The sequence below is a fragment of the Paenibacillus sp. J31P13 genome, assembly GCF_056269295.1.
Genome location: NZ_JBWDNR010000020.1, coordinates 1 through 25841 on the forward strand (window position 1 = coordinate 1; position 25841 = coordinate 25841).

The 25841-nt window shown below is 43.3% G+C and carries 26 protein-coding genes and 5 tRNA genes; 6 read left to right on the plus strand and 25 right to left on the minus strand.

The annotated features are described in order from the left end of the window. Window positions 1–374 precede the first annotated feature (374 nt). A complete protein-coding gene (locus tag AC0YOD_RS28605; RefSeq protein WP_475802733.1) occupies window positions 375–1004 on the plus strand; it encodes a TetR/AcrR family transcriptional regulator in 630 nt (209 codons plus the stop codon). 24 nt (window positions 1005–1028) lie between these two features. Further along, window positions 1029–1922 carry an alpha/beta fold hydrolase gene (locus AC0YOD_RS28610; protein WP_475802734.1) on the plus strand — a complete coding sequence of 298 codons (894 nt, stop codon included), beginning with the start codon at window positions 1029–1031 and terminating at the stop codon, window positions 1920–1922. Window positions 1923–2074: 152 nt separating this feature from the next. Here the strand turns inward: AC0YOD_RS28610 and AC0YOD_RS28615 are convergent, their stop codons facing one another. The 12 genes from AC0YOD_RS28615 to AC0YOD_RS28670 all read right to left on the minus strand — a co-directional run bounded on the left by AC0YOD_RS28615 (window position 2075) and on the right by AC0YOD_RS28670 (window position 14968). Further along, window positions 2075–3583 carry a PAS domain S-box protein gene (locus AC0YOD_RS28615; protein WP_475802735.1) on the minus strand — a complete coding sequence of 503 codons (1509 nt, stop codon included), beginning with the start codon at window positions 3581–3583 and terminating at the stop codon, window positions 2075–2077. 111 nt (window positions 3584–3694) lie between these two features. After that, a complete protein-coding gene (locus tag AC0YOD_RS28620; RefSeq protein WP_475802736.1) occupies window positions 3695–4636 on the minus strand; it encodes an alpha/beta hydrolase in 942 nt (313 codons plus the stop codon). Window positions 4637–4717: 81 nt separating this feature from the next. Further along, complete coding sequence (gene pruA, locus AC0YOD_RS28625) at window positions 4718–6265, minus strand: L-glutamate gamma-semialdehyde dehydrogenase (RefSeq protein ID WP_475802737.1); 1548 nt, start codon at window positions 6263–6265, stop codon at window positions 4718–4720. Between the two features lie 27 nt (window positions 6266–6292). After that, a complete protein-coding gene (rocF, locus tag AC0YOD_RS28630; RefSeq protein WP_475802738.1) occupies window positions 6293–7195 on the minus strand; it encodes an arginase in 903 nt (300 codons plus the stop codon). 13 nt (window positions 7196–7208) lie between these two features. Continuing rightward, a complete protein-coding gene (locus AC0YOD_RS28635) occupies window positions 7209–8411 on the minus strand; it encodes an ornithine--oxo-acid transaminase (RefSeq protein ID WP_475802739.1) in 1203 nt (400 codons plus the stop codon). Window positions 8412–8568: 157 nt separating this feature from the next. Beyond that, complete coding sequence (locus tag AC0YOD_RS28640) at window positions 8569–9531, minus strand: phosphotransferase family protein (protein ID WP_475802740.1); 963 nt, start codon at window positions 9529–9531, stop codon at window positions 8569–8571. 27 nt (window positions 9532–9558) lie between these two features. Next, window positions 9559–10467 (minus strand): DUF2167 domain-containing protein, encoded by a 909-nt coding sequence (locus AC0YOD_RS28645; protein WP_475802741.1) that lies wholly within the window; start codon window positions 10465–10467, stop codon window positions 9559–9561. A 146-nt stretch (window positions 10468–10613) separates the two neighbouring features. Further along, window positions 10614–10910, minus strand: a complete 297-nt coding sequence (locus tag AC0YOD_RS28650) for a DUF6509 family protein (protein WP_475802742.1) — start codon at window positions 10908–10910, stop codon at window positions 10614–10616. Window positions 10911–11016: 106 nt separating this feature from the next. After that, window positions 11017–11949 carry a manganese-dependent inorganic pyrophosphatase gene (locus AC0YOD_RS28655; RefSeq protein ID WP_475802743.1) on the minus strand — a complete coding sequence of 311 codons (933 nt, stop codon included), beginning with the start codon at window positions 11947–11949 and terminating at the stop codon, window positions 11017–11019. A 195-nt stretch (window positions 11950–12144) separates the two neighbouring features. Next, entirely contained in the window at window positions 12145–13035 is an 891-nt protein-coding gene (locus AC0YOD_RS28660; RefSeq protein WP_475802744.1) for a sugar phosphate isomerase/epimerase family protein, read from the minus strand. Between the two features lie 20 nt (window positions 13036–13055). Continuing rightward, window positions 13056–13913, minus strand: a complete 858-nt coding sequence (locus AC0YOD_RS28665) for a sugar phosphate isomerase/epimerase family protein (protein WP_475802745.1) — start codon at window positions 13911–13913, stop codon at window positions 13056–13058. Beyond that, window positions 13910–14968, minus strand: coding sequence for a Gfo/Idh/MocA family protein (locus AC0YOD_RS28670; protein WP_475802746.1), 1059 nt, complete (start codon window positions 14966–14968; stop codon window positions 13910–13912). The genes AC0YOD_RS28665 and AC0YOD_RS28670 overlap by 4 nt, the downstream gene beginning before the upstream one ends. 137 nt (window positions 14969–15105) lie before the next feature. On the opposite strand from AC0YOD_RS28670, the gene AC0YOD_RS28675 reads away from it, so the two are divergent. Further along, a complete protein-coding gene (locus tag AC0YOD_RS28675) occupies window positions 15106–15972 on the plus strand; it encodes a helix-turn-helix transcriptional regulator (RefSeq protein ID WP_475802747.1) in 867 nt (288 codons plus the stop codon). A 92-nt stretch (window positions 15973–16064) separates the two neighbouring features. Continuing rightward, on the plus strand, window positions 16065–17132 hold the full coding sequence (locus AC0YOD_RS28680) for an endonuclease/exonuclease/phosphatase family protein (protein WP_475802748.1): 1068 nt from the start codon (window positions 16065–16067) through the stop codon (window positions 17130–17132). 126 nt (window positions 17133–17258) lie between these two features. Here AC0YOD_RS28680 and AC0YOD_RS28685 read toward each other — a convergent pair whose 3' ends face one another. Next, window positions 17259–17849, minus strand: coding sequence for a GNAT family N-acetyltransferase (locus AC0YOD_RS28685; RefSeq protein ID WP_475802749.1), 591 nt, complete (start codon window positions 17847–17849; stop codon window positions 17259–17261). 202 nt (window positions 17850–18051) lie between these two features. Here AC0YOD_RS28685 and AC0YOD_RS28690 point away from each other — a divergent pair, with 202 nt between their 5' ends. Next, window positions 18052–18477, plus strand: a complete 426-nt coding sequence (locus AC0YOD_RS28690) for a cupredoxin domain-containing protein (RefSeq protein WP_475802750.1) — start codon at window positions 18052–18054, stop codon at window positions 18475–18477. A 108-nt stretch (window positions 18478–18585) separates the two neighbouring features. On the opposite strand, the gene AC0YOD_RS28695 is transcribed toward AC0YOD_RS28690, so the two are convergent. From AC0YOD_RS28695 to AC0YOD_RS28720, 6 genes are all read right to left on the minus strand, one after another. Next, window positions 18586–18843, minus strand: a complete 258-nt coding sequence (locus AC0YOD_RS28695; RefSeq protein ID WP_475802751.1) for a hypothetical protein — start codon at window positions 18841–18843, stop codon at window positions 18586–18588. Between the two features lie 102 nt (window positions 18844–18945). Next, the gene (locus AC0YOD_RS28700; protein WP_475802752.1) at window positions 18946–19686 is read right to left on the minus strand and encodes a hypothetical protein; all 741 of its coding nucleotides are present in this window, start codon (window positions 19684–19686) and stop codon (window positions 18946–18948) included. 73 nt (window positions 19687–19759) lie between these two features. Beyond that, a complete protein-coding gene (locus tag AC0YOD_RS28705; RefSeq protein ID WP_475802753.1) occupies window positions 19760–20269 on the minus strand; it encodes a DUF6886 family protein in 510 nt (169 codons plus the stop codon). A 77-nt stretch (window positions 20270–20346) separates the two neighbouring features. Continuing rightward, window positions 20347–20919: a hypothetical protein gene (locus AC0YOD_RS28710; RefSeq protein ID WP_475802754.1), complete on the minus strand. Its 573-nt coding sequence runs from the start codon at window positions 20917–20919 to the stop codon at window positions 20347–20349. Beyond that, a complete protein-coding gene (locus tag AC0YOD_RS28715; RefSeq protein WP_475802755.1) occupies window positions 20916–21740 on the minus strand; it encodes a hypothetical protein in 825 nt (274 codons plus the stop codon). Before AC0YOD_RS28715 ends, AC0YOD_RS28710 begins: the two co-directional genes overlap by 4 nt. A 51-nt stretch (window positions 21741–21791) precedes the next feature. Next, complete coding sequence (locus AC0YOD_RS28720) at window positions 21792–22853, minus strand: M42 family metallopeptidase (RefSeq protein WP_475802756.1); 1062 nt, start codon at window positions 22851–22853, stop codon at window positions 21792–21794. A 213-nt stretch (window positions 22854–23066) separates the two neighbouring features. On the opposite strand from AC0YOD_RS28720, the gene AC0YOD_RS28725 reads away from it, so the two are divergent. Further along, a complete protein-coding gene (locus AC0YOD_RS28725) occupies window positions 23067–24338 on the plus strand; it encodes a methyl-accepting chemotaxis protein (protein WP_475802757.1) in 1272 nt (423 codons plus the stop codon). Window positions 24339–24483: 145 nt separating this feature from the next. Here the strand turns inward: AC0YOD_RS28725 and AC0YOD_RS28730 are convergent, their stop codons facing one another. The 6 genes from AC0YOD_RS28730 to AC0YOD_RS28755 all read right to left on the minus strand — a co-directional run bounded on the left by AC0YOD_RS28730 (window position 24484) and on the right by AC0YOD_RS28755 (window position 25587). Beyond that, window positions 24484–24948 (minus strand): DinB family protein, encoded by a 465-nt coding sequence (locus tag AC0YOD_RS28730; RefSeq protein WP_475802758.1) that lies wholly within the window; start codon window positions 24946–24948, stop codon window positions 24484–24486. 194 nt (window positions 24949–25142) lie between these two features. Continuing rightward, window positions 25143–25221: transfer RNA gene (locus tag AC0YOD_RS28735), tRNA-Leu, on the minus strand. A gap of 12 nt (window positions 25222–25233) precedes the next feature. After that, window positions 25234–25310, minus strand: a tRNA-Arg gene (locus AC0YOD_RS28740). A 21-nt stretch (window positions 25311–25331) separates the two neighbouring features. Further along, window positions 25332–25405: transfer RNA gene (locus tag AC0YOD_RS28745), tRNA-Cys, on the minus strand. Between the two features lie 7 nt (window positions 25406–25412). Further along, window positions 25413–25487: transfer RNA gene (locus AC0YOD_RS28750), tRNA-Gly, on the minus strand. Between the two features lie 24 nt (window positions 25488–25511). Beyond that, window positions 25512–25587, minus strand: a tRNA-His gene (locus AC0YOD_RS28755). Window positions 25588–25841: the final 254 nt, after the last annotated feature.

A 25841-nucleotide genomic window follows, 5' to 3' on the forward strand; every position in this document is an offset into this window, starting at 1 on the left:
CCACCATTGCGGTGGTTATGAACCCAGTTTCAGCGTAAACAGGCTTCATAGAGCTAATTTTTAGCTCTATTTCTCTCATTTTGGTTACTTTCATCAGATTAGAGCTAGTTTCTAGCTCTCTATTTCCACCATTGTAGTGGTTATGAGCCCAGTTTCAGCGTAAACAGACTTAATAGAGCTAGTTTCTAGCTCTATTTCCCCCATTGAGTTAGGTATCAGCTCAGTTTCAGCGTTATCACTCCAAGGGTACCCTGACAGGTACCCTTTTTTTACTGGATAATAAGCCGATTATCAACGTTTCAAGAATACCATTTACAACTATACCTTTTATTGGTAAAATTTGAATGAACGTTCATTCAAATAGGAGGTTGCTTGTGAGCAAACAGAGCAAACAATTAGAACAAAAGTTTATCGACGGCTTCGAAAGTCTAGCTCCCGATCATGCAACACGCCAAATTATTATTCATGCTATTGAGGTGTTTTCCAAGAAGGGATTTGTCGGCGCAAAAATAAAGGATATCGCCGCTAGTGCAGGATTCAGCCAAGGCTATGTTTATACTTACTTCAAATCAAAGGATGAGATTTTCACCAGAATTGTCGATCTCGCGGCGGAAGGAGCAGGTCAATCGGTTCAATATGCATCGGAACTGGACGGAACTCCCTTTGAGAAAATAAGCTGGCTGACTGAGGCTTTCCTGTCTCCCGATAGTATCTCGATGCAGCATTGGAGATTAATCTTGATGCAAACAGCAACTTCTGAAGCAATCCCGGAGAAAGCCAAACAAATAGCTAAAGAAAAGATGAGGAAGCCATTCGAGCATCTGATTCCTATAATTATTGCAGGGCAACAGGCTTCAGAAATCGTTGATGATGATCCATTGTTACTGGCTATTACTTACTTTTCAATGATACAAGGCTTAGGTATCACCAGAGTCCAGACTACGAATCAGACCCCCTTTCCATCGACAGAAATGGTTCTGCGGTTTATGAAGAAGGTGAACTAATCCATTTAAAAGGAGACTTCCCTAATGAAAATTTATAAAAGTGAATTAGGAAAAGAGCAGGTGCTGCATTCCTATAATGAGATTCTTGAGATGTGGTCAACTGACTTTCAAGAGGTGGATGTTCAAACGACATACGGTGTCACTCATTGTATCGTTACTGGTCTAAAAACAAACCCACCGTTACTTCTGCTTCATGGGGTTGGGGATAATTCAGCCGTTATGTGGGTGTTGAACATCAAGGAGTTATCCAAACATTTTTACTGCATTGCGGTTGATACCATTGGCGGGCCTGGGAAGAGCGTTCCAAGCGAGAATTTTAATAAGCTGACATTTCAACAGGTAGATTGGATCAATCAAATTGCTGATGGATTGAGGATTGATACTTTTAATATAGCAGGTGTATCTAATGGTGCCTATATGGCATTTAACTATGCTACCAACCAAACTGAAAGAGTCAACAGGGTTGTTTGTATAGAAGGAGGTATGGTTACTACTCCAGTCAAAGCGATGGTAAATACCCTGCTTATGATGTTCCCGGAACTACTAATCCCTACTCGCAAAAATCTACTAAAAATAGTGAGAAAGCTAAGCTCGCCAAATTCACAAGTTTTTGTGAATCATCCAGAGCTGGCTGATCACCTTGTCCTTCTGATGAAAAATCATAATCAGCAGGCGATGTTTGTTCATAAGCTTCAAAAGTATGATAGAGAGAAAGCTGTGGCGATAAGAAGCAAGCTATATTTTCTTATGGGTGATTATAAGCTAAATTATAAGAAAGATTTTATACACGTATTAAATGAAGGCGGTTTTCGTTACAAAATAATACCCAACGCTGGACATGGAGTCAATCACGAACAGCCAGAGGCTATACATAATGAGATGATCCCGTTCCTAGCAAGTCATGCCGCCTTAAGATAGCCACATCAGGAACTTTACCCAAAAAGCGCAAAACACAGCACTCCCTCGCATTCATTCTTTCCCAACTAGAACAGATTGCTCAATAAAGCAGCGGCAATCTAAGACTCCTTATCAGAATCTCAGATTGCCGCTGTATATTTGTGTCCTTTACGCTAACCTTCATCCGTCGAAGGCTCCTCAATCTGAAATCCAACGTTGAATATGAAGGTGGCGCCCCCCTCATCTGAATGCTCGTACCAAATATCACCATCCATTAACTGAACAAGCTTTTTACTAATCGCAAGCCCTAAACCGGTTCCCTCAACCTTTCGAACCATGAAATGGGCTACTTGATAGAAGGGATCAAATAAATGAATAACCTTATCCTTTGGTATGCCGATTCCAGTATCTTGGATGGTAAACTGAAGTCTCAACTTATTTTTCTCCTGCATTAGCTGCTCCACGGATATCGTGACCGCACCATTTTTAGTAAATTTAATAGCATTTCCAACTAAGTTGATGAGTACCTGTCTCAATTTCATATAATCACCAAATATCATCGCCGGGATATCCGGGCTTATGTTGGCAGTCACATCTACTTTATTTTCTATCGCACTTGCCAATAAAACATCAAGTGTATCATCCATAATCTCTCTCACATTAAACGGCACTTCCAGTAGTTCCGACTTTCCGGATTCAATTTTGGAGAAGTCCAGAATATCATTAATGATCATTATTAGTGTCTGGCCGCTTTTACGAATAATTTCAACATATTCCTTTTGCTCATCATCCAAATCCGTATCCAAGAGCATGTCGGTCATACCGATTACGCCGTTCATAGGTGTTCGAATCTCATGACTCATCACAGCCAAAAACTCACTTTTCGCTTGGTTCGTTTTTTCTGCTGCTTCCTTGTCGATCAGCAGCTTCTTTTGTTCCGTCATATCTTTAATGATCAAATAGAAACCCACAGTGTGCAATTTAATAATGATTGGGGCTATCGTAATCAATACCTCAACAGTATGCCTATCCTTATGTATGATTCGATCTATGCTTCTTTCGACCTCCGCAAATTGCTCAGAGTCCAAAAGTATTTTTTTTAGATTGTTGAGACCTACCAGAATAGAAAGACTTCCTCCGATCAGTTCTTTCATGTTATAGCCAGTGAGCTGCTCGGCCATTATATTCGCATTAATAATATTGCCTTCCAAATCAAAGGAAATAATAGCGTCATGATTGTATTTTTTCAGTGATCTATATCGTTCAACGGACTCTTGAAGCTTGCTTTCAGCGAGTTTATTTTCCGTAATATCTACAATTTGAGTAATAAAATAAAGAGGAGACCTAGCCTCATCACGCACTAGCGATACATGCAAGGTGGTCCAAATGATGTAGCCATCTTTGTGGATGTATCTTTTCTCAACGCTAAAAGATGAACAAACGCCGTTCAAAACATCTTGAATCAGCTTATCATTATTCTCAATATCATCGGGATAAGTAATGTCTTCATCCGTAAGCTTCATAAGTTCTTCTTGCGTATAGCCAAAGATTTTGCAAACGGCAGGATTAACACTTAACCATTTTCTTTCCAGTGAAACTAATGCAATACCGATAGGTGCGTAATTATACACATGTTCAAATAACACATACTGATTTCCTTGTACATTCATAATACTATGCATTCACCTTCTCTCTTCACATAGAGCTATTATAGCAAATAAAAATTCTCATCATTATTTCTTTTATAAAAAAGAAGAGAGCTGCCAATGAACAACTCCGACAGCTCCCTTCTGTTAATTACGCAACCATGAGTTGGCTAAAGCAATAGCACCGCGTGCCGCCGCGGTATCAGCCAATGGGTGCAGCATTACAAAATCATGAATAATCCCCTGGAAACGTACAGACGTTACATCCACTCCAGCCTCGCGGAGCTTGTTCGCATAGGCCTCACCCTCATCACGCAGCACATCAGCCTCACCGGTAATGATTAGAGCTGCTGGAAGATCAGAGAGCTGCTCGAGAGAGGCACGCAGCGGTGAAGCTGTAATTTCTGCACGTTGATTAGGATCTTTTGTATATTGATCCCAAAACCACATCATCCCGTCTCGCCGTAAGAAATAACCTTCTGCAAACTGATGATAGGAATCGGTATCAAAGGATGCATCCGTCACAGGGTAGAACAACAGCTGCTTATGTATGGCAGGGCCGCCGCGTTCCTTAGCCATAAGCGTAATGGCTGCCGCCATATTCCCTCCAACACTGTCTCCTGCTACCATCAACCGTTCCTTATCCATACCGAGCTTGTGACCGTTCTCTGCCACCCATTCCACTACGGCATAAATTTCTTCGATAGCTGTCGGATATTTTGCCTCAGGGGACAAGCTGTAATTTGGAAACACGATGCATGCCTCTGCGCCAACCGCCAGCTCTCGAATAAGCTTATCATGCGTATGGGCATTGCCAAAAACCCATCCCGCTCCATGAATATATACAATAACGGGAAGAGTGGAGGGAGCATTTTGCGGACGTATGATTTTGATGGAAACACGACCGCTTGGTCCTCCCTCAATGGTCAGCTCCTCCGTATCAACAGCTGGCTTGGAAATGGGGCTTGATTGCACCTCATCTACTGTCTCCCGACCCTTCTCAGGACCAAGGTCAGACAGAAAGGGCGGTTTGGCATTATCCTCGGCAAATTTCAAGGCTGCAGCTTCAAGCTTAACGATATTGCTCATATCTATCTCCTCCTCATTCTTTCTACATTAATACACTTAATCGCGTAGAAATAAACAAGGAATGGAGAAATAAGCTTTCGATCAGAAACGTTCCGAGATCACCTTGCCTTGCGTAAATAAAAGCAAATAATCTCGCCCGCCTGCTTTCGAATCAGTACCAGACATATTGAAGCCTCCGAACGGATGGACACCAACGAGTGCACCGGTACACTTGCGATTAAAATAAAGGTTTCCGACATGAAACTGCTCACGGGCTTGCTCCAGTCTGCTTCGATTACGTGAAATGACAGCGCCGGTTAAGCCGTATTCCGTATTGTTTGCAATATCTAGCGCTGCGTCGAAGTTGGCTGCTTTTATGAATGCTAGCACCGGGCCGAAAATTTCCTCCTGAGCAATCCTGGCATATGGGGCAACGTCCTTAATGATTGTAGGCTCAATGAAATAACCGCTGCTGTCACCCGTTTTGCCGCCATGCACAATGACCCCTTCCGTACGCCCAACCTCGATATATTTTAAAATACTAATATAAGCTTTCTCGTCGATAACGGGACCGATATAGGTACGCTGCTCATGCGCCTTTCCTATTCGAAGCAGCTTTGTCCTTGCAATAACCTTCTCGATAACCTCATCATAGACAAGCTCATGCACGACTGCGCGTGAGCAAGCTGAACATTTCTGACCCGCATAACCAAAGGCTGAAGCGGTTATCGCTTCGGCAGCCAAATCGAGATCCGCATCTTCATCGACGATAATCGTATCCTTCCCGCCCATCTCGGCTACAACACGCTTAATCCATCTTTGATCCGGCTGTGTGAATGCTGCCTTCTCGTTAATGCGCAGACCAACCTCCCGCGATCCGGTAAAACAAATAAAGCGTGTCAACGGATGCTCCACCAAAAAATCACCGATCTCGCTCCCCGTGCCAGGCAAGAAGTTGACGACACCATCGGGAACACCCGCTTCCTCCAGCAGCTCGACAAACTTAGCCGCAATAACACCCGTCGCACTTGCAGGCTTTAACACTACCGTATTCCCTGCAACGACTGCTGCCATTGTCATGCCAGCCATAATGGCGAGCGGAAAGTTCCATGGCGGTATAATAACACCTACGCCGAGCGGAATGTATACCAGTTCATTATCCTCACCAGCTAATGTATTGATCGGCTGTCTCTCTGCCAAGCGCTCCATTTCTCTCCCGTAATACTCAAGAAAATCAATAGCCTCTGCTGTATCACAATCAGCCTCTGCCCAGCTCTTCCCTGCCTCGTATACAAGCCAAGCTGAAAATTCATGCTTCCGATCTCGCAGCAGAGCAGCTGCTTTATATAGAACCCTTGATCTCGCGAAGGGAGATACGCTCTTCCACTGCTGGAACGCCGCTGCTGCTGCAAGCATTGCGTTATGAGCCTGCTCAGAATCGGCTTGCGATAGGATACCAACGAGCTGCTTCACATCGGAAGGATTGATTGATTTGCGTTTGACCGTCGTTTCTATTCGATCTGCTCCAATCCTTAGCTTATACTCCTGACCGAGCTGGGACTCTACTAAACGGAGCGCTTCTTGAAAAGCTTTGATGTTATCGGTAATCGAGAAATTAGTGAAAGGCTCGTTCTGGAATGGCTCACGCATCGTCATATCCCTCCTGTTCCTTTATTTTCACAAAATCTGCTCACCCAGCAAGGAGCCTATAAGCTCGACAGCAAGCTTAGCTGTTCCATTATTTAGATCGAGGCTCGGATTAACCTCGACGAACTCCGCCGAGGTAACTAGACCGGATTGATAGAGCACCTCAAGAGCTAGATGCGCTTCTCGATAGCTAAGGCCGCCCTTCACCGGCGTTCCCGTTCCCGGCGCTTCCTTCGGGTCCACACTATCTATATCAAAGCTGACATGTACCCCGTCAGTTGTCCCGCGCAGTTTCCAGATCACGTTATCCATCACTTGCGCAATACCTAGCCGATCAATATCATGCATCGTATAACAGGCCATGCCTATTGATCGAATATAGGCTTTCTCATCTGGATCAAGCGATCTCGCCCCGATAATGGCGACATGCTCCGGTTTTATTTTAGGAGAAATTCCTCTAAGAGCCGTTAAGCTTGGAATGCCTCTTCCGAGACTGATCCCAAGAGACATGCCATGAATGTTGCCTGATGGACTTGTTGTCTCCGTATTGAGATCGGAATGTGCATCAAACCATATTACACCTAGTTTCTTATGGTGATCAGCGAGCCCTGCAATGGTTCCAATTGATATGCTATGATCGCCGCCCAGCACCAGCGGAAACTCGCCTTTAGCAACAATGCCTGACACACGCTCTCCAAGCTGTTCGCATACGTCTGATACCTCTGCCAAATGCTTCGCGTTCTCCATCAATAGAAGAGGGGGCTGGTGAGAAGCACGTACCTCATCCACTACGCTGAATGGGATTCTTAGCTCCTTCAGTTTATCTGGCAACCCAGCTGCATCCATCATACTTGCCGGTCCATCCTCTGCTCCTCCGCTGCCTGCCCCTTTGCCAAAAGGAACACGAACAATAACAACATGCTGTTGACTCATCGCTGTCAGCCTCCTACTGCTGCTTTATTCCAAAAACAGCTTCAAGCCGCTCGTAAGCCCAATCAATCTCCGCTTCCGTAATAATAAGAGGCGGCGCTAATCGAATGACATGATCATGCGTTTCCTTGCACAATAATCCGAGCTCCATCAGCTTCTCGCAATAGCCTCTTGCCGGAACAGACAGTTCAATCGCAATAAATAAGCCTCGCCCTCTCATTTCTACGATATCTGGATGGCTAAGCCCCGCTAGTTTTTTCATAAAATAAGTGCCAAGCGCTTCTGAACGCTCTGCTAGCTGCTCCTTCTGAATAACTTCTAATGCTGCAATGGCTACTGCGCAGCTTAGTGGATTACCGCCAAAAGTTGAACCATGAGAGCCAGGTTCAAAGACATCCATAATATCAGAATCAGCCGCAATGGCCGACACAGGCATGACGCCGCCTCCAAGCGCTTTGCCCATAATGTAAATGTCAGGAATAACCGTTTCCCAGTCGCATGCGAAGCGTTTTCCCGTACGCCCGAAGCCGGTTTGAATTTCATCTGCAGCAAACAATAGGCCATGCTCCCGGCACAGCCGCGCCGTTTCTTCGAGAAACCCGTCTGGTGGAATAATAATTCCCGCTTCACCTTGGATCGGTTCCATAAGGACGGCGGCCGTATGAGGCGTTATAGCCCCTTCTAAGGCATCAATATCCCCATAGGGTATAATTCGAAAGCCAGGCGTAAAGGGACCAAAGCCGCGCCGATAAGCCGCACTTGAGGAAAAGGAAGTAACTGTCAGTGTCCGTCCGTGAAAATTCCCTTCAAAAACAATTATTTCTGCCCTTTCATCCGGTATATTTTTAACGGTGTAAGCCCATCGCCTAATCGCCTTAATAGCCGTTTCTACCGCTTCTGCTCCCGTATTCATAGGGAGAATACGTTCTTTCCCCGTATAAGCTGCCAGCCTCTCACAAAAGACACCCAGCATTTCATTATGAAAGGCTCGTGATGTAACCGTCACCTTATCCGCTTGCTCCTTCAAGGCTTCTATAATGCGCGGATGACGATGTCCCTGATTCAATGATGAATAGGCGCTTAACATATCCATGTAACGCACGCCCTCCGAATTATCGACCCACACGCCCTCCGCACGGCTGATTACAATGGGAAGCGGATGATAATTATGGGCGCCATACTGCTCTGCCAGCTCAATATCCCTCTGTGCCCTGTTCATCATCTGCTCCTTTCCTCATGCCTTGCAAAAAATAGCTGTTTTTGCATTTTATGCGGCGCCTTGAAGACAAATAACAAAGGATCGTAATACCAAGACACAAAGAAAAACCCCGTTCAGCTTCAACGAGGTTTTGTTCATCTTATTTATTGGATAAGTGCTAGCTATTCCCTTCCAAAAAACGAGCCCAGCCCTGCTTCAAATTATCTCGGGACCAATTGATATGATTCTCATCCGTATAATGACGATAGCTGCATTCGATAAAAAGTATGAGATCCAAATAAAGATCATATAGCGCTCTTCTTTCACGCTGCGAAGGTGTTAGCTCGGTCATTCCATAACCCTCAAGATAGGACTGCGAATGATTAAAATGACTGAAGTAAACCTCCAGCAACGGATCTCCCCATATCGCGCGCTCAAAATCGATAAGCCCGTTGATCGCTCCATCATTTACAAAAATGTTGCCGTCCCATAAGTCCCAGTGGACCAGCCGCGGCTCGGTCACTTCATCAAGAGCATCTAAGCGAAGCGAGATTTCATGGCGAATCGTCTCGTAAGAGGCGGGAAGCACCAAATTCTCACTCTCGGCATCCCCTATTACATCCAGAAGCATGCGATGAAACGTCTTCTTCCAAGTATGCCCAAGCTCGCCTGGTGCGGAATAATAACCAAAGCTCTCACCACGAATCTCATTAATTAATCGGTTATACTTGCCTAGCGCAAACTCAATCTCATTTTTCTGCTCGGTGGACATGCTGTCCTTCACCTTGTTGTAAGGCTGTCCCTGAAGCTTCTCCATGATAAAATATTCGCATTCCACAATAGACCTCGATGTATCATACGTGTAGATGCGCGGAACCGGTATCGATCCCGCTTCCTTCACTGATCGCATCGCAGAGACCTCTGCATACATCATATTATGCTCATAGGTCATCATCTTCGTAGCTGAGAGAGGAGCGGCTTTGACAATAAAGGAGCGGCCATCCTCAAGCGTAATGGAATAGGCAGCGTTCGCCCATCCATCCGTTAATTCCTGAATGACTGTTGTCGATAGCCCAAATGCTGCTTCTGCTATAGTCGATAATTCACCTTCAGTAAGCTTCTTCTTGATTCCGCTTTCCATGGTCAATTAGCTCCTTCAACCTCTCCGTTATGATAAATCTCCATTCGGTCCTTCTAATGCTGCTTTCCGTGCTGCTGCCGCCGCCTCACGACGACGTTTAAACCACGACCATAGTGCTGCTGGAATAGCGATCAATACAATCCAGAACTTTTTGAGCAGCACGAGACCTGCAACAAGCAAGCCGGCCTTCTTGGCTGCGACTAGTCCGGCACCGCCCAAAATAAGACCTGTCAAACCGAACTCCGATTTTTTATCGGTCGAAGAATCATAATTGGAATAAAGCTGACCATCATTAATGGTATAGTTGGGCAAAATAAGCGTTTGAAGCGTTTGGACATCCTCATCCAGTTTCGCTGGATCTGTCACAAGCAATGACGATACATAACCTTCTCGTGTCAGCATCCGAACGTTATAGTTAATGATTGTCTCACCATAGCTGTCCTTGGCATTGAGTGCCCAAATCAACGTACGGTTAGCTTCATTGTAATACGGCTCCGTATGCCATCCCTCAACATAAAGGCGATCTTCTTCTGCACGATCCTTATTTGCTTCTTCGGTGCCTTCCTTATAGCTCTTAAGCAGTGCTTTTGCATCGATCTTGTCTTTCTCTTTATCCGAAATATGGCCAGATTCCACATATTCGAACACAACAAACCAATTTTGTGTTTCGTCTACTGGAAATACACTGCCGATATCCGTATCATACGATTGATTGCCTATGTATTCCTGAATAGTAGCGGTATCCTTCTTATCCAAATAAAGCAGAGATTTATCCAGCTTCAGTGAAGAGATCTCTCCTACCTGAACGGTACCGCCACCCTCTACCCAATTCACTTCTGGAGAAACCTCTTCAGGAATGGCTTCCTCTGCAAAAGCTGTCGAAGATAAAAACATAAAAACAGTTAAAAAGCTTACAATTAATCGTGAAAATCTCATCAATAAACCCCCAGTAATAGATAATTGCTCATTAATCGTCATGATCCATCGGCTCATTTTACAAATTTTTCATGACAACTAAATATATTATCATATTTCCATGAAATTGGAAGGTGGTTTATTGATATTAATTATTATTTTACATTTTATTCGCTAGATGGTTGGAAATGTTCCTTGCAAAATGCAAGCACCATCTTCTCTTCATCCTCTTCCAGCTCAAAATCAATATAAGCGTTAGTTGAGGTCGTTAAAAATTCATACTTCGCCATACGTGCGTCCGCACCCTCGATTACATAAATGACCCTAAGCGACACGCCATCCTCATGGTGAAGCTCGTCATCCTCCGGAACATCCAGATCGAGCAAGAATTCATACCTCTCCCCTGTCAAAATGCCAAACGGATCCTTCATGAGCTCCGCGCTATATTCGGTAACTGTAAACATGTTATCCACTCCTTCTTTGTCATTCTAACAAAATAAAAGACAGTTCGAAACTTGATAGCCAAGTTTCGGACTGTCTTTCGTGAATTTCTGCTTTTCCTCTACGCTTTTACAGATTGCTAAGCGTTTCAGTCAACACAGGTACGATTTGCGATTTACGTGATACAACGCCCTTCAGTACTGCTTTGTTGTCGGTCAAAGTCACGTTGTAAGCTTTCTCAACAGCATGAGCTTGCGCGCCGAGTGCAAGAGCAACGGAATCATTGTTCAAGATGTCTGTTACAACAAGGACGAACAGGTCAAGACCCTTCGTTGCAATTTTGTCATTAAGCGCAGCTTCAAGCTCCGCTTGACGAGAAAGCACATCATTCGTATCTACCGCGTTAACTTGCGCGATTTCTACTTTATAGCTGCCCATTGCGAATTCCTTCGCATCAAGAGTGATCAATTGTGCGATCGTTTTGTCGCTAAGATCTGCTCCTGCTTTAAGCATATCCAATCCATAGCTGTCTGCGTTTACGCCAGCGATTTCTGCAAGTTCACGAGCCGCAGCCACATCTTGCTCCGTGCAAGTTGGGGATTTGAAAAGCAAAGAATCTGAGATAATTGCAGACAACATAAGACCCGCAATTTCTTTACGAATCGGTACGCCATTCTCTTTATACAATTTATTCAAAATCGTCGCTGTACAGCCAACAGGCTCAGCGCGGAAGTATACCGGGTGACTTGTCTCAAAGTTAGCAATACGGTGATGATCGATAACCTCTAATACGCGTACTTGATCGATATCGTTTGCGCTTTGTTGACGCTCGTTGTGATCAACCAAAATGACCGTATCGGTCTCGTCAGCAACGTTTTCAATAAGACGCGGAGCTGAAATGCCAAAATAGTCCAAAGCATATTGTGTTTCGCCGTTTACATCACCTAGGCGGATCGCTTCTACGTCTGCACCTAGCTTTGTTTTGAGCTCTGCATAAGCAATAGCTGATGTAATGGTGTCGGTGTCCGGGTTTTTGTGCCCGAAAATAAGCGTTTTAGTCATTTGGAGTACTCCTTAATCGTTTTTTGTCGGCCGGGCTTCAGAAAACATCTGGTCCCTCATCCTCTTGGATTATCATACACCAAGCGAATACGGTTGTCGCCTGAACCACTTAAAACCATTATAGCTTTAAATACTCTTTATTCCTATACCCTTACACCGAATTGATTTATAAAATTTAATAATAGGAATGCTATCCTATGCTTTATATGCTTTTAGGAACTCAACAGCTTTGCTAATATCGCCTTCTGGATTCGTGCCTACTTCACGCTCGATTGTCAGATAGCCGTTGTATCCGATTTCTTGCAGGGCACGAAGATAAGCAGCCCAATCAATACTTCCTTCACCAAGTGGAACTTCACGGAATCCTGGGCCTGATTCAGCCATCTTAGCAATATCCTCGTGATTAAGCTCAACCTCATAGCCATAATCGCCATAAACATCGCGCGGATCAACATCACTAAGCTTGATTCCGTCCTTAGCATGCGTATGCACGATATAATCCTTTAGCGTATAAACACCTTGAACAGGGTCATCGCCAGTAACCATAACCATATTAGCAGGGTCGAAGTTAACAGCAACACCTTTTGTACCGAGACCATCTAGGAAACTTTTCAAATGTGCTGAAGTTTCAGGTCCTGTCTCGATTGCAAAAAATGCTTTCATATCGTTTGCATATTGAGCCAGTTCCTCACAAGCATTGTGCATGGTCTCATAGACGCGGCCATTCTTATCCGCCGGCACGATGCCGATATGTGTCGTGATGATATTCGTTCCGAGCTCTAAGCCCAGTTCCATAATACGCTTGGATTTTTCAATTTTAGCGCGGTTTTCTGCAGGATCCTGAAAGCCATGGCCTCCCAAATCTCCAACCAGAGCTGAGATATCAAGTCCTAGCGATTCAATATATGCTTTCCACTCTTTTCTCGCAGCTGGCGAGAGGTTTGCAGGATCAAGCTCACCTTTTACCGCATACATTTGTACGCCGTCAGCGCCAACTTTTTTCGCTTTTAGCAAGCCTTCCTTAACGCCAAGCTGAAAGCTATCAACAATAACACCAATTTTGTTTGTAATAATAGGGTTCGTCAACTTCTTTCACGCTCCTTCGATTATAGTTCGTTCCACACGCGTTTTACAAAGTCAAAACCAAGCTTCGTTCCTTTGCGACACTCTTCCATACCTTCAAATTCAATGGAAATATAGCCATCGTAGCCGCTCTCTTTTACTTTGCTTAATGCTTGTGGGATATCAATGTCCCCATGACCTACGATTGAGCCGCGAAGCCGATTGCCATTGGATGTATTGAACCAGCCATCGCCTGGATTGCTTTTCGAAGAACGATAATAGAAGTCCTTAACATGTACCATAGATGCTAATTTAACATTGTTCGCTACCGCTGCAACCGGGTTTTCGTCAACGCATAGGAAATTCCCTACATCAAGCGTTGTCTTGAAGTTTGGACGATCAACCAGATTTACAAGCGCTTGCACACGATCGCTGGCTTGGATATAGTAGCCGTGATTTTCTACACTTGTTGTAATGCCAAGCGGAAGCGCATAGTCAGCAATAGCTTGACAAGCCTTTGCCAGACGCGGCAGCTCCGAAAGAAAGTGGGTAATGGATAGGTCTTGCGATGATGCGACATCATGACGCATTTTCTTCACGCCTAGCGCTGCCGCAATATCAACCTCACGCTTCAAGCGCTCAATTTCCTGCTCGAACTGCTCGTCATTCAAATCGGAGAAATTCGCACCTACTGCATAGTTGGAAAGCTCAATTCCGCTTTCTTTCGCTTGATTTCGAATGACCTCAATCAGCTCTGGGTTTTCTGTTAGGTTAAATCCAAGCGGAACGATCTCCGCATGCTCTGCACCAATGGATGCAATATAGATGATGACATCTTGAATAGTCATTTCGCCGGCGTTCATAGCTTGATACAAGCTGTATGTGCTAATTCCTAGTTTCATATACGAACTTCAGCTCCTTTTTCTGCTGACTCATAGATTGCGCACAAAATTTTCATCATCTCTACGCCGTCTGCAACGGGGCTGATCGGCTGCGTGCCGTTCGATACGCTTGTGATGAAATGATTGATTTCGTTCTGAAAAGCGCCATCCAAATCAAACCCTTTATTATCCGTTTGAGGATAAACGTTGAGAATGGTGTCATTTTGCTCTGTTACAATGACCGTCTCCGGATCGATTTCGAATCCGCCTTTGTCACCGTAAATCTTAACAAAGCCTTCATTGGATTTGGCATGAAGCGTGAAGCTTACATCTACAAGCAGAGATGCTCCATTCTCAAAGCGGATCAGCGCGTTCGCCATATCTTCTACTGTGTTTTTGTTGGCATCATAATCTGCTGCTTGGTAGAATGACAAGTTTTTCACATTAGAGCGATTGCCAAGTTTACGGTACGTATTTGCGCTGACCGAAACAGCCTTCGGACGACCCATCATATACCAGCACAAGTCGATGGCGTGCACACCGATATCAATTAGCGGCCCGCCGCCTGAGCGTTCAATATCTGAGAACCAACCGCCCGGATTTCCAAGGCGTCTGATCATAGATGCTTTGGCAAAATACAAATCTCCGAATTCACCGCGATCTGCCATCGAACGAAGCAGCTGCGCGTTGCTGTCATAACGACGAACAAAGCCTACTTGAAGCAGCTTGCCTGAACGCTCAACCGCTTCTTGAACTTGAAGCGCTTCCTCAACTGTTCGGCAGAGAGGCTTCTCTACGAGTACATGCTTACCTGCATCGAGGGCGGCAATGCTTATCTCAGCATGAGTGTTATTCCAAGTACATATGCTAACTGCCTCTATAACGGGATCGGCAAGAAGCTCACGGTAATCAGTGAATACTTTTTCAGCACCATATTTTTCAGCTGCCTGCTGTGCACGTTCCTCATTAAGATCACATACAGCATAAATATTCACATCTGGATTTTTCTTATAAGACGCTAGATGAAATGATGAAATAGAGCCTGTTCCTATAACTGCAATCTGTACCGGCTTCATTACTAATCTCTCCTTTGGCATATTAAGGTTTTCTACCTATACACTTTCGTATTATAATGATTTGAGTGCGTAATTCCATGCAAACTCGTGCGATTTGTTTGTACTTTTGTGCTATCCAAAGGAGAGGTGTCGGTTAAATGGAGAAATTCGAAGCATTACGTGAGCCGATGGATATGCCTGACCCTCATTTTCCGATAAAAGTTCACCGAAACTATGCTGATCAGGTAGGAAAACTTGTCTTTCCTCATCACTTCCATGAGCATATTGAATTTTTATATTTTGTATCCGGCGAAGCCTCTATTGAATGCGGATCTACGACTATAACGGCTTCAGCGGGCGATTTAGTCGCAATCAATAGCAACGAGCTTCATTATGGCATCAGCTTGTCTTCAAATTTGTTCTACTATGCGCTCATCGCTGATATCTCGCTTCTTCATAGCCAGTTGGTCGATGCAGCTGAAACGAAGTTTATTACACCGCTGATTCAAAGCAGATTATTGCTTCGAAATCATATTAGCGGCGATACGCAAGCTGCCTCTTGCATGCTTGCAATTGTGAATGAGCTGGAGCACCGTGAGTTTGGTTTCGAGCTCGCCATCAAGTCTGAGCTTTACCGCTTGCTTACCCTATTATTGCGCGGCCATGTAGCCACCGTGCTCACTCAAGACGAGTACGCTGAGCGAATGAAAAATATTAAACGCTTCGCGCCCGTTTTTCAACATATCGAAACATACTACCAAAATGATTTATCTGTCGATATTCTTGCTGACATGACAAACCTTAGCCGCTTTCATTTTAGTCGTTTGTTCAAAGAATTAAGCGGTCGAACGATTACTGAATATATAACAGCTACTCGCTTGGACAGGGCTGATTATTTACTGCGTCACAGCAATTTGACCGTCTCTGAGGTTGCCGCCGCAACAGGCTTCAACGATATTTACTACTTCAGCCGTACATTCAAAAAGCATAAAAAAACTAACCCGTCATCTCTACGCAAGGGTTAATTTAACTGCTCTATTTTTCTCATGCTGCTTATTATATTTGAAGACGAATATCTTATTGATAAGGATTGAACCATTATGAGGGAGGTGCTGAAATGGGTAAAAGAATAGTGAAAATAATCGGTTCTCTTATAATCGCAGCTGTACTCGTTTTGGGCGGATTTTTGCTGTACATTACGGCAGCCGATTATAAGCCTGCTGAAATTGTTGCGCTCTCAATGAACGCCGACAATAATAGTGAAACCGTTCTCAAACAAGGAGAAGCCTTTACGGTTACTACCTTTAATATCGGTTATGCTGGACTCGATCAAAATCAAGATTTCTTTATGGACGGCGGGACCATGTCCCGTTCCAGCAGCAAAAAACAGACAGAGATCAATCTGGAGGCAATTACTGCTTTCATGGAAGAAGCTAATTCAGACCTCTATTTACTGCAAGAGGTGGATTCAAATTCTTCACGCAGCTTCAAAATTGACGAAGCGACATTTATAGCGGATAGAATGGAGAAATACAGCCATGTCTTCGCTATAAATTACAAGGTACCGTGGGTGCCTGTTCCAGTTTTTGATCCTATGGGTTCAGTAAAAAGCGGTTTATTAACCCTATCTGCGTTTAAAAGCACATCTAGCAAAAGATTTGATTTGCCAGGCAAAGAGAGCTGGCCACGCCAGCAGCTTGATTTGGACCGAGCTTTTATAGAAACAAGACTGCCTGTTGATAACGGTAAAGAGCTTGTGCTCGTTAATCTACATTTATCTGCATTTGATAAGGGTGGCAGCATTCGCAAGCAGCAGCTGAACTATCTATCTAAATATATAAAAAAGGAAAACGAAAAAGGCAATTATCTTATTATAGGCGGAGACTGGAATCATGCACTACCTGGCACCAATCCTGAACAGTTTCCTACGACACAGTCTTGGCCCGAGTGGCTTCAGCCCTTCCCAACAGACTTTACGCCAGAGGGTTATCAGTGGGTAGTGGATCAAAGTCTAGCTTCTGTTCGTACGGTGGATATCGCCTATACGAAGGGCATCAATTTCGAAGCTGTCATTGATGGTTTCTTGGTTTCACCAAACATTAAAGTGGCAGCCGTACACGGCAGCGAACTGCAATATGAGCATAGTGACCACAATCCAGTAACCGCTCAATTTATTTTAGAGTAGTGTGTAAAGCTGATTATTCGATCCTCGAACGTTGGAAAGTGGGTAAGCAGCGCTTCTTGAAAAGATGCTCTATCTTATCAAGAAGCGTTGCTTTGCCCGTTAACTCTTGGCTCTTTAGACACTCTCCTAAAGAAAATCACTAAACACCGTTCTTTTGAGATTCTGCCATTCCGATTTGATAATGCTGTAATACACATCATCTCTACACTCTCCGCTCGCATTTACATAATTGCATCTAAAAATCCCTTCCTGCTTAGCTCCTAGCTTAAGTACAGCCTTCTGTGATCTTATGTTCGCTGCATCTACACTGAATTGCACACGATTAAAGCCCATTTCCTCCATCGCGTAGCGCAATAACTCAAATTTAACAGCCTTATTGACATACGTTCCTCTAAAAGCCTCACCATACCACGTCCAGCCTATTTCCAATCTCTTACTGTGAAAAACGATATTTCCCAAACGTGTCGAACCCGCTACTTGATTGGAAGCTTTATCAATTACGATAAAAGGATAGGAGCCCCCCTCAGCTCGGCTGGTCAGGGTTCTTTGGATATAATTTTTCAAATCCTCTTCATCTCGATAATGATCTCCTGTATACTCTGTAATTTCCTCATCAAATATGATTTTTCTCAAACCCTCTTCATAACACTCATTAAATGGCACCAGTTTAACATAATCATTTTCTAAAATAATATCGCTTTGAAAAAAATCATTCAATTCCAGCACACTCCTAATTTAAGATAAATATTCTTTCCTAAAAATACTGGAAACAGCATCCTCTTGGAATGGAGAAAATGAATAATACTTTGGATCAAAGAACTTCGTTAATACGTTTAAAAGATGGTAAAATCGGGCACCTTAAAAAATGACAAGCGGCATAGCCGCCACTGCACATTTTTGGCATAGGAGGGAATACAGCATGAATAGAAAATTGTACCTCGTCTTAACGATAACGGCTCTTGCCTTCGTATTGACGTTAAGTGCATGCGGTAAGAATAATAATACTGCCAACAACGGCAACAGCGGCACTGCAACATCAAGTCCTACTTCAAATACTGGCGGAACAAATGCCGGTGGAACGAAGGAAAAGGAAATCACGTTAACCGCAAAAAATTTCGAGTTTGATCAGCCTGATATTAAGCTGAACGTAGGCGATACCGTTAAGCTGACATTGAAGAACGAGCAAGGCAATCACGGTCTTGCCATTCCAGGCTTGAAAGTGGATATTAAAAACGGCGAAACAGCTACTTTTACAGTAGACAAAGCTGGTACTTATGATTATGAATGTTCCATTCAATGCGGCAGCGGCCACAAAAACATGGTCGGAAAAATTACTGTTTCATAAGGAACAGGAACATAAAAAAACAGGGGCCTCTTTAAAAAGAGAGCCCCTGTTCTTTTAACCCTATTTCAGGATAATCGACACCATTACGTTCGATACATCCAGTTCTTATTATTTCGTTTTATCGCTTGTTGGACTTCCATCATGAGTGGAATTTGCCGGGGCAACCCTAGCTGGTCTCGTAACCCAATTTTCACGATTCATACGTTTAACCGTCGTTATTCGTTCATTTTTAACTCCACCGTTTCCGTCCGTTGGCAAGGCTTGCACCGGAGAAGGTGTGCTGCCCTTCATGTCTTTGCTTTTACTGACTGGAGGCCCGCCGCCGCCATTACGCTTGCCCTTATTCCATACTCTTCCTTTACTCATCCTAACACTTCATTTCTATGCTTATTTGTCATTTTGGTTTGCTGTTGAATACTCCTAAACCATATCACACTAGGGGTATGGAAGAAAAGCGATTGCTTATTCTTAGAGAACAATGCCTGCCAGCAGCATGAACAACAGAAGATATGCAGATATGGTAGTAATAATATATAATGAACGACGTTCTTTCGCGATTTGATACAACTCCATAGCTCCTGTAATCGCTAAAACAAGCGTAGACAGCAATGCCATCAATAACACGAAAATAGACAGCTTAAAGCTCATTAGAGCCAAAATACCTGATATAATAAATCCTGCCCCCGATATGTATTGCATCGCTCCGATATGAGTAATTAAAGATCGAATCGACTGTTTTTGTCCGCCTTTCCAATAACCGATTGCCCAAATTGCTCCCAGTAACGAGGCACTGGAGAGAATAGCAATCAAGATCATTTTCCCAAATATAGCGGCGCTAATTGCACTTCTCTTATCCAAAAGATCCATAAAGCTTGAAATGCCTCCAAAGCCAAAAGCACGCATGATCGTGCTCTCAATCCGGTTGCCTACAAATAAAGCCCAAATAAGAAATCCAATAATTGCAGCAGCAATACCAAGTGCGCCGTAAACCAAATCCTTGTTTGCATTCAAATTCAAGCTCTCTAGCGGATTTTTCAACAAGCGCAAAATAACGTTTTTATCTACTCCCTTTACCGAAGCATTCATATCATTCAAAAATGATCGTTGCGGTGCTGCCGCTCCTGCAGCCACTGGTGGTATATCCTTCAACAGTTGCTCCTGCTCTTCCACCTCGTTTACTGGTCTATCATTTGATTTATTAAGATCCATGTCACTACCTCCTGTTGCTTTTTTCATTGCCTATATTCTACTGGAATAAGAGTGAAGAGGAAACAATATCCTATTATTTCACTGCATTTTTAAATCTAATAATTGAGAAATCATCCACACTTGATGAAAGGATTGCATCTCTTATCGGATACAAATTGGGAGTAAATCGCAGCTCGATTCCTCTGTTTATTAGCTTATTTATCAAGTTGCACACCGGTTCTACACTCACTGGCGTAATCGTATCCAATGAAACATAGTAACCCGCAATATTATCTAGTAAAGTAAATCCTTCATCCTCAAAAGAGTATTTATAAATGGTCGTGTTTTGGATGCGCTCAGCCCAGCCGGTCTCTACCACAATAATCGTATTGGCTATTGTATTTGAGAAAAACCGTTCCCTATCCTCTTCAGTCATGTTATCCGATTTTGAGAAAATAACTCTTGGACAATCTCTTGGAAAATGGTAGTTTACGGCATGTTCCTCATCAATCGCCCAAACGACAGGCGGCATATCCCCTTGATTTTGCTTATGCTGAGGTACAAATCTCTCTATAGCCGGCTCTTCGCTAAAATGATAAAGCATGTTCTTCCTCCTCATGGATATGAATTCTTTTAATGCTTTCGCAATCATAAAAAAACTAAAAACAATAAGCCGATCCGTTAACGGGTTCGGCTTATTGTTTTTGAGATGCGGAACGGTAATCGAAGGAATAAAAACTCCATAATAAAGGATAGAATTGAACATACAAATAAGAGAAGATACCAGCTGTCTTCTATATTCAACAAAAACGGATAGAAAAATAACTGGATCAAATGAAGCGCCATATATAAATTTCGACGAATGTGGATAGAATCCAGCAGTCGAGAATCCCCCTTAGCCTCTCTCGTCAAGGAATAAAGACCATTAAAAATCCAATAGACCATCAGCATATGGATCATCAGTAATGCTCCAGTGTACAGATGCTTACCCATTGAAAGAGATGCTAAATCTGAAATAGATACATTTGAGCCCATAACTAAACCAGGTAAGGATAAGAATATCATAGCAATTGCTAACCATTTTGACTTCATAAATACCTTATGCAAGGTCCCCATCTGATGCAGGGCTGTCGCTGCCATTATATAACCTATAAAATCCGGTAAAATATCGATGTATAGAATATGAATATCGATCATAATTAAGACCAATCCCCAGCCGAGACGCCTTAAAGCACGATAGGTGGAATGATTCATTTGTCATTACCTCCTGATCGTACCAATTGTTTCAATTGACCTTCACTTAAGTAAAGATTGAAGTTAATTGGTAGGGTTTCTTCAACCAATTGTCCGTCTTCCGTCCGGAAAGTAAGCAGAATTTGACCCTTATACACTTGAAATGCTGCTTCTTCCGTAACAGGAATTGACCATTGATACGTAAATGCTAGATGCTCCCCTTTGGAAAGCTTTATCGGATAGGACAACGTATCAATCGGCTTACCAGAAATTTGAAGTTCAAACCACGACTGAAGCTCGTCACTATAGCTATAATCAATTTTCTCTAACAAAGCAGCTTGGTTAAGCGTAACCCCAGCGCTTCCTGTTCCGTCTGAGGAGCCGCCGCTAGACATGAAATCCAATAACCCCTCACTATCCGCTGCGCTGTCTTCGTTTTTCCATTCTATCTTAATTTCACCGATTGGAATCTTCTCTGGCGGTCCTTCATTGTAGTACACCATAATGTCGGTAATGGAGAGAGACTCCGCGTTATTCGGGGCAACACTTATCGGATCCCACGTTGTGCTCGCTCTTTTTAACGTTTGATGGGTATAGCGATTACTCTCATATAATTCAAATCGCAGCGCCGGCAACTCTTCAATTTGAACACCTGTAACTTTTTTGGATGTACGCTTATTCTCCAAGTAAGTCAGCTCAAAGAAATTCGCATGGTTACCTTCAATCGTAATATGGTGTTTTAGAAATAAAGGCTTCGTTAGCTGCATGCTGCTGTAGTACGAGAAGTTACAAATCCAACTTCCTCCTATAAGAACCAGAACGATCAACCAAAAAAGATTCATTTTTCTCCTCAGCTTGAATACCAGTTCCTCCCACGTCCTTTCCTCTACGCCTTAGGTTTCCATCACATAAGCAAGAAGCAATGCTGCTGTATTCACGATCGCATCTATATGCGTCCGTTCCATTCCGTGTGAAGCATGAACTCCTGGCCCGATTAGAGCTGCACGAATGTTGTTGCCGCCTCTTAACGCCGCTGAAGCATCAGAGCCGTAAAAAGGATAAATATCTACCGCATGAGGCAATATTTCACGTTTGGCTAGTTCAATTAATTTGGAAGTCATATTGTAATCATACGGCCCCGTGGAATCTTTGGCGCATATAGACACATCTCGCTCCGTCGCAGATAGATCATCGCCAAGCGCTCCCATATCTACCGCAATGAATTCCGAAATATCTGAAGGGATATACGAGCCTCCGTGTCCTACTTCTTCATAAGTAGATAGAACCAGCTTAATCGTATGTACGGGAGACTTGCCCTCACGCTTTAACCATTCCATGAAGCCGAACAATGCGGCTACACTCGCTTTATCATCCAGATGCCGTGATTTAATCCAACCGTTTGGCAAGATGCGTGTACGGGGCTCCCAAGATATGAAATCACCGACACCAATGCCAAGCTTCTCGACATCTTCCTTCGTTTTCACCAACTCGTCAATACGTATTTCCATGTTCTCTTCTTCACGCTTCCAATCGCGAGCTTCAGGGTACACATGAACAGACGTCTTCGTAGATAAAACAGTTCCTTCATATTTAAGGCCGTCCCGTGTATGAATCGTACAGTATTCCCCTTCTACTGTATGCATCGCATATCCCCCAATTGGCGTAAAGCGAATCATGCCGTTCGGTTTGATCGAACGAACCATAGCTCCCAGCGTATCCAGATGAGCAGAGATTCCAATTACTTTTTCGCTCATACTTCCTGGAATGGTAATAATCCCATTGCCTTTTGGTGTTATTTCCAGAGGATAGCCAAGTCTTATCGTTTCAGCCTCTATATATTTCATAATATCCATACAATATCCGCTAGGACTTGGTGTGTTCAGTAAATCTGCTAATAGAGTAACGATATAATCTTGATTTAATTGCGGTTTAAGTGGTCCAGATAGGTTAGACATGGTCATGTCCCCTTTCATTTGCATAGTTTCGATTAGCCTTGATGCTAAATGGCTATCGTATTCAATTGTATCCCATTAGCCTGCAGGATCAAAATCCCAGCCTATACTTATTCTAATTACAGTAAATTGTGATATTTATCACAGTCGCATATACAAATATTAACTATACTTGATAATAAAATGTGCTTATTGTAACTTACAGGGGGATTAAACATGAAATTTGGTTTAGTACGCAAGCTTGTGCTAGGCATCCTGATCGTATCTACCGCTACCTACAGCACCAGCGCTTTTTTCATTTTCCAATTAAAGTCCATCTTAGCTCCAAACATGACAGAATGGATTTATGTAGCAGGTGTGCTTGGTTTAGGTGTTTTATGGACTTGCGTTCTCGGATGGCTAGCAGCCCAATTTATTATAAGACCGCTGCTTCGTCTGACAACAGTTGTTGATGTTGTAGCTTCTGGAAACTTAAATAGTACCATTCCTATTTATCGCTCTAATGATGAAATTGGAAAGCTGCACCAATCCTTTGAGAAAATGCTTAGTAATCTGCGGCAAATGATTACTGATGTGACAGACAGCGTAGCCGTTACAGATCGCAGCGCAAACATTTTAGGCTCTGCCATTGGACAAGCCACCGATCAAATTGAGACGATTGCTTTGACCATTGAGAACATGGCAAACGATGCAGCCATGCAAGCAGAATCTGCACAAACGATGCTGCTTACCGCTGAACAAACGGCGGAGAAAGCCCATGATATTAATAATGAAGCAGAGCGTGCAATCGGAATAGCTGAGACTATGGTTGATACGATCTCAGACAATGCCGTACAACTTCGTACGCTTGTTGATGGTATGCTTCATATATCTATGACAAGTGAGAAGACACTGGATATCGTTCGCAATCTCGAGCTGCAAGCCACTGAAATAAGCCAAATCTCTCAGCTTGTCAGTCAAATAGCGGATCAGACTCATTTGCTTGCACTAAATGCTTCCATCGAAGCTGCCCATGCAGGCGAGCATGGCCAAGGCTTCGCCGTTGTCGCCCAACATATCCGTAAGCTAGCAACCGATAGCGCGGCTGCAGGCGATCATATCAATCAGCTGGTTGGACAAATGCAAGAGCAAGCGTTGACGGTAGTCAATGAAACCGATAAGCAGGTTCAGCTTATCCGTAATGAAACAGCAACTGGTGAGAAGGCTAAGCTTGTGCTTGATCAAGTCACGTCTTCCGTAAACGAAACCGCGATGGCTTTGCAGAGCATTGTAAATCATATTACAACCCAGACCGAACAAATTAACAGCACTTTTGAAAAGGCAAAAAACATAGCTGGTACCGCAGCTGCTATCTCCGATGGAGGCTCTCGTATATCGAGTGCTGCCCAGGATCAGACAGCGGTCATGCAGGAGATTTCAGCTTCTTCTGAGCTGCTTAGAAATGAAGCTCATGGTCTAAAAAGCAAAACTACAGTCTTTCTTGCCTAATACTACGAAATAGATATTTTCTTAGCAGCCATATCGAAAAAAAACGAGTAGATCGCCTTATGCCATCTACTCGTTTTTTATTATGTTTCTTTATAGACAATAGATGCATTCATTTATTGGTGCTTTAACATAGCAGTGAAGATTATTAAGCAACGATCTGCTGCTTAATAAACTGTTCCATTTGTTCCATATGATGCTCATCATGATGAATGAACACATTGACGAATTTCTTATATGTATACTTACTATTATCAATTTCAAAGGCTATGGAGTCATCATATCGCTCCTCTAATCGTTCAAGTAATTGTTGTCTTGTTTTCACGACATCATTGATAAGCAGGTCTAAGCTGCTGTACTGCTTTGCTAAAACAGTTGCTTCCTTATTATGATTTTCGATATCTACGAAAAAAAGGCTAGCTCCTTCGATCATATTAGGAACCATCATTTCTAGACTATTTTTATCCCAATTCATGATATGAGTCAAAATCTCTCTAATTGACCATTTCCCTTCCGCTATCGGCTTTAGCCATAGATCATTACTCTCAAGATCACTCAAATCTGCTATCCATGACAAGAATTCACCAAATTTGCTTAACGTATTATTAGGCATTGTCACTCGTTTTTCACTCCTTCATATTTAATATCTTAATTACCTAAAATATACCATAATTACCCCAATAAAGCAAACATCTGTTCGCGTATTGTTATTTGATTTCACAATATTTGTTTTACATTCTCATTGAAAACATACAAAAAAAGCTCTTAAGATCATTTGATCTTAAGAGCTTTTTTATAAAAATATGATGCCGATGAGAGGACTCGAACCTCCACGGTTTCCCTCACGATTTTGAGTCGCGCGCGTCTGCCATTCCGCCACATCGGCATGTTGTAAAGATGGCGTGCCCTAAGAGATTCGAACTCCTGGCCTTTTGATTCGTAGTCAAACGCTCTATCCAGCTGAGCTAAGGGCACATATGAAATTGAGAAAGATTGTGGAGGCGCCACCTAGACTCGAACTAGGGGTAGAGCTTTTGCAGAGCTCTGCCTTACCACTTGGCTATGGCGCCAAACTAATGGAGCGGAAGACGGGAATCGAACCCGCGACCCTCGCCTTGGCAAGGCGATGCTCTACCGCTGAGCCACTTCCGCATAATAGAAACTTGATTTAAAAAATGGGGCGATCGAGGGGAATTGAACCCCCGAGTGTCGGATCCACAAACCGATGCGTTAACCACTTCGCCACGACCGCCATGCTATAAGTATATCAATGATAGGACTGATATGCGAGTTCCACATTAAAGCGGAATACTTCATGAATTGAGTTGGTCACTCATGGAAAAAAATAAGCCCACTAGAGTGGGGTCGTTTCCTAGGGAGCTTCTAAATAAGTTGCGCCCTGAAAACTGGATATGAAAGATAGAGGCTGCTGAAGCCTTAAAGCTATTGTCTGCTGGATGTATGGGTCACAGCAAACCATTTTTAGGATAAGCCCTCGACCGATTA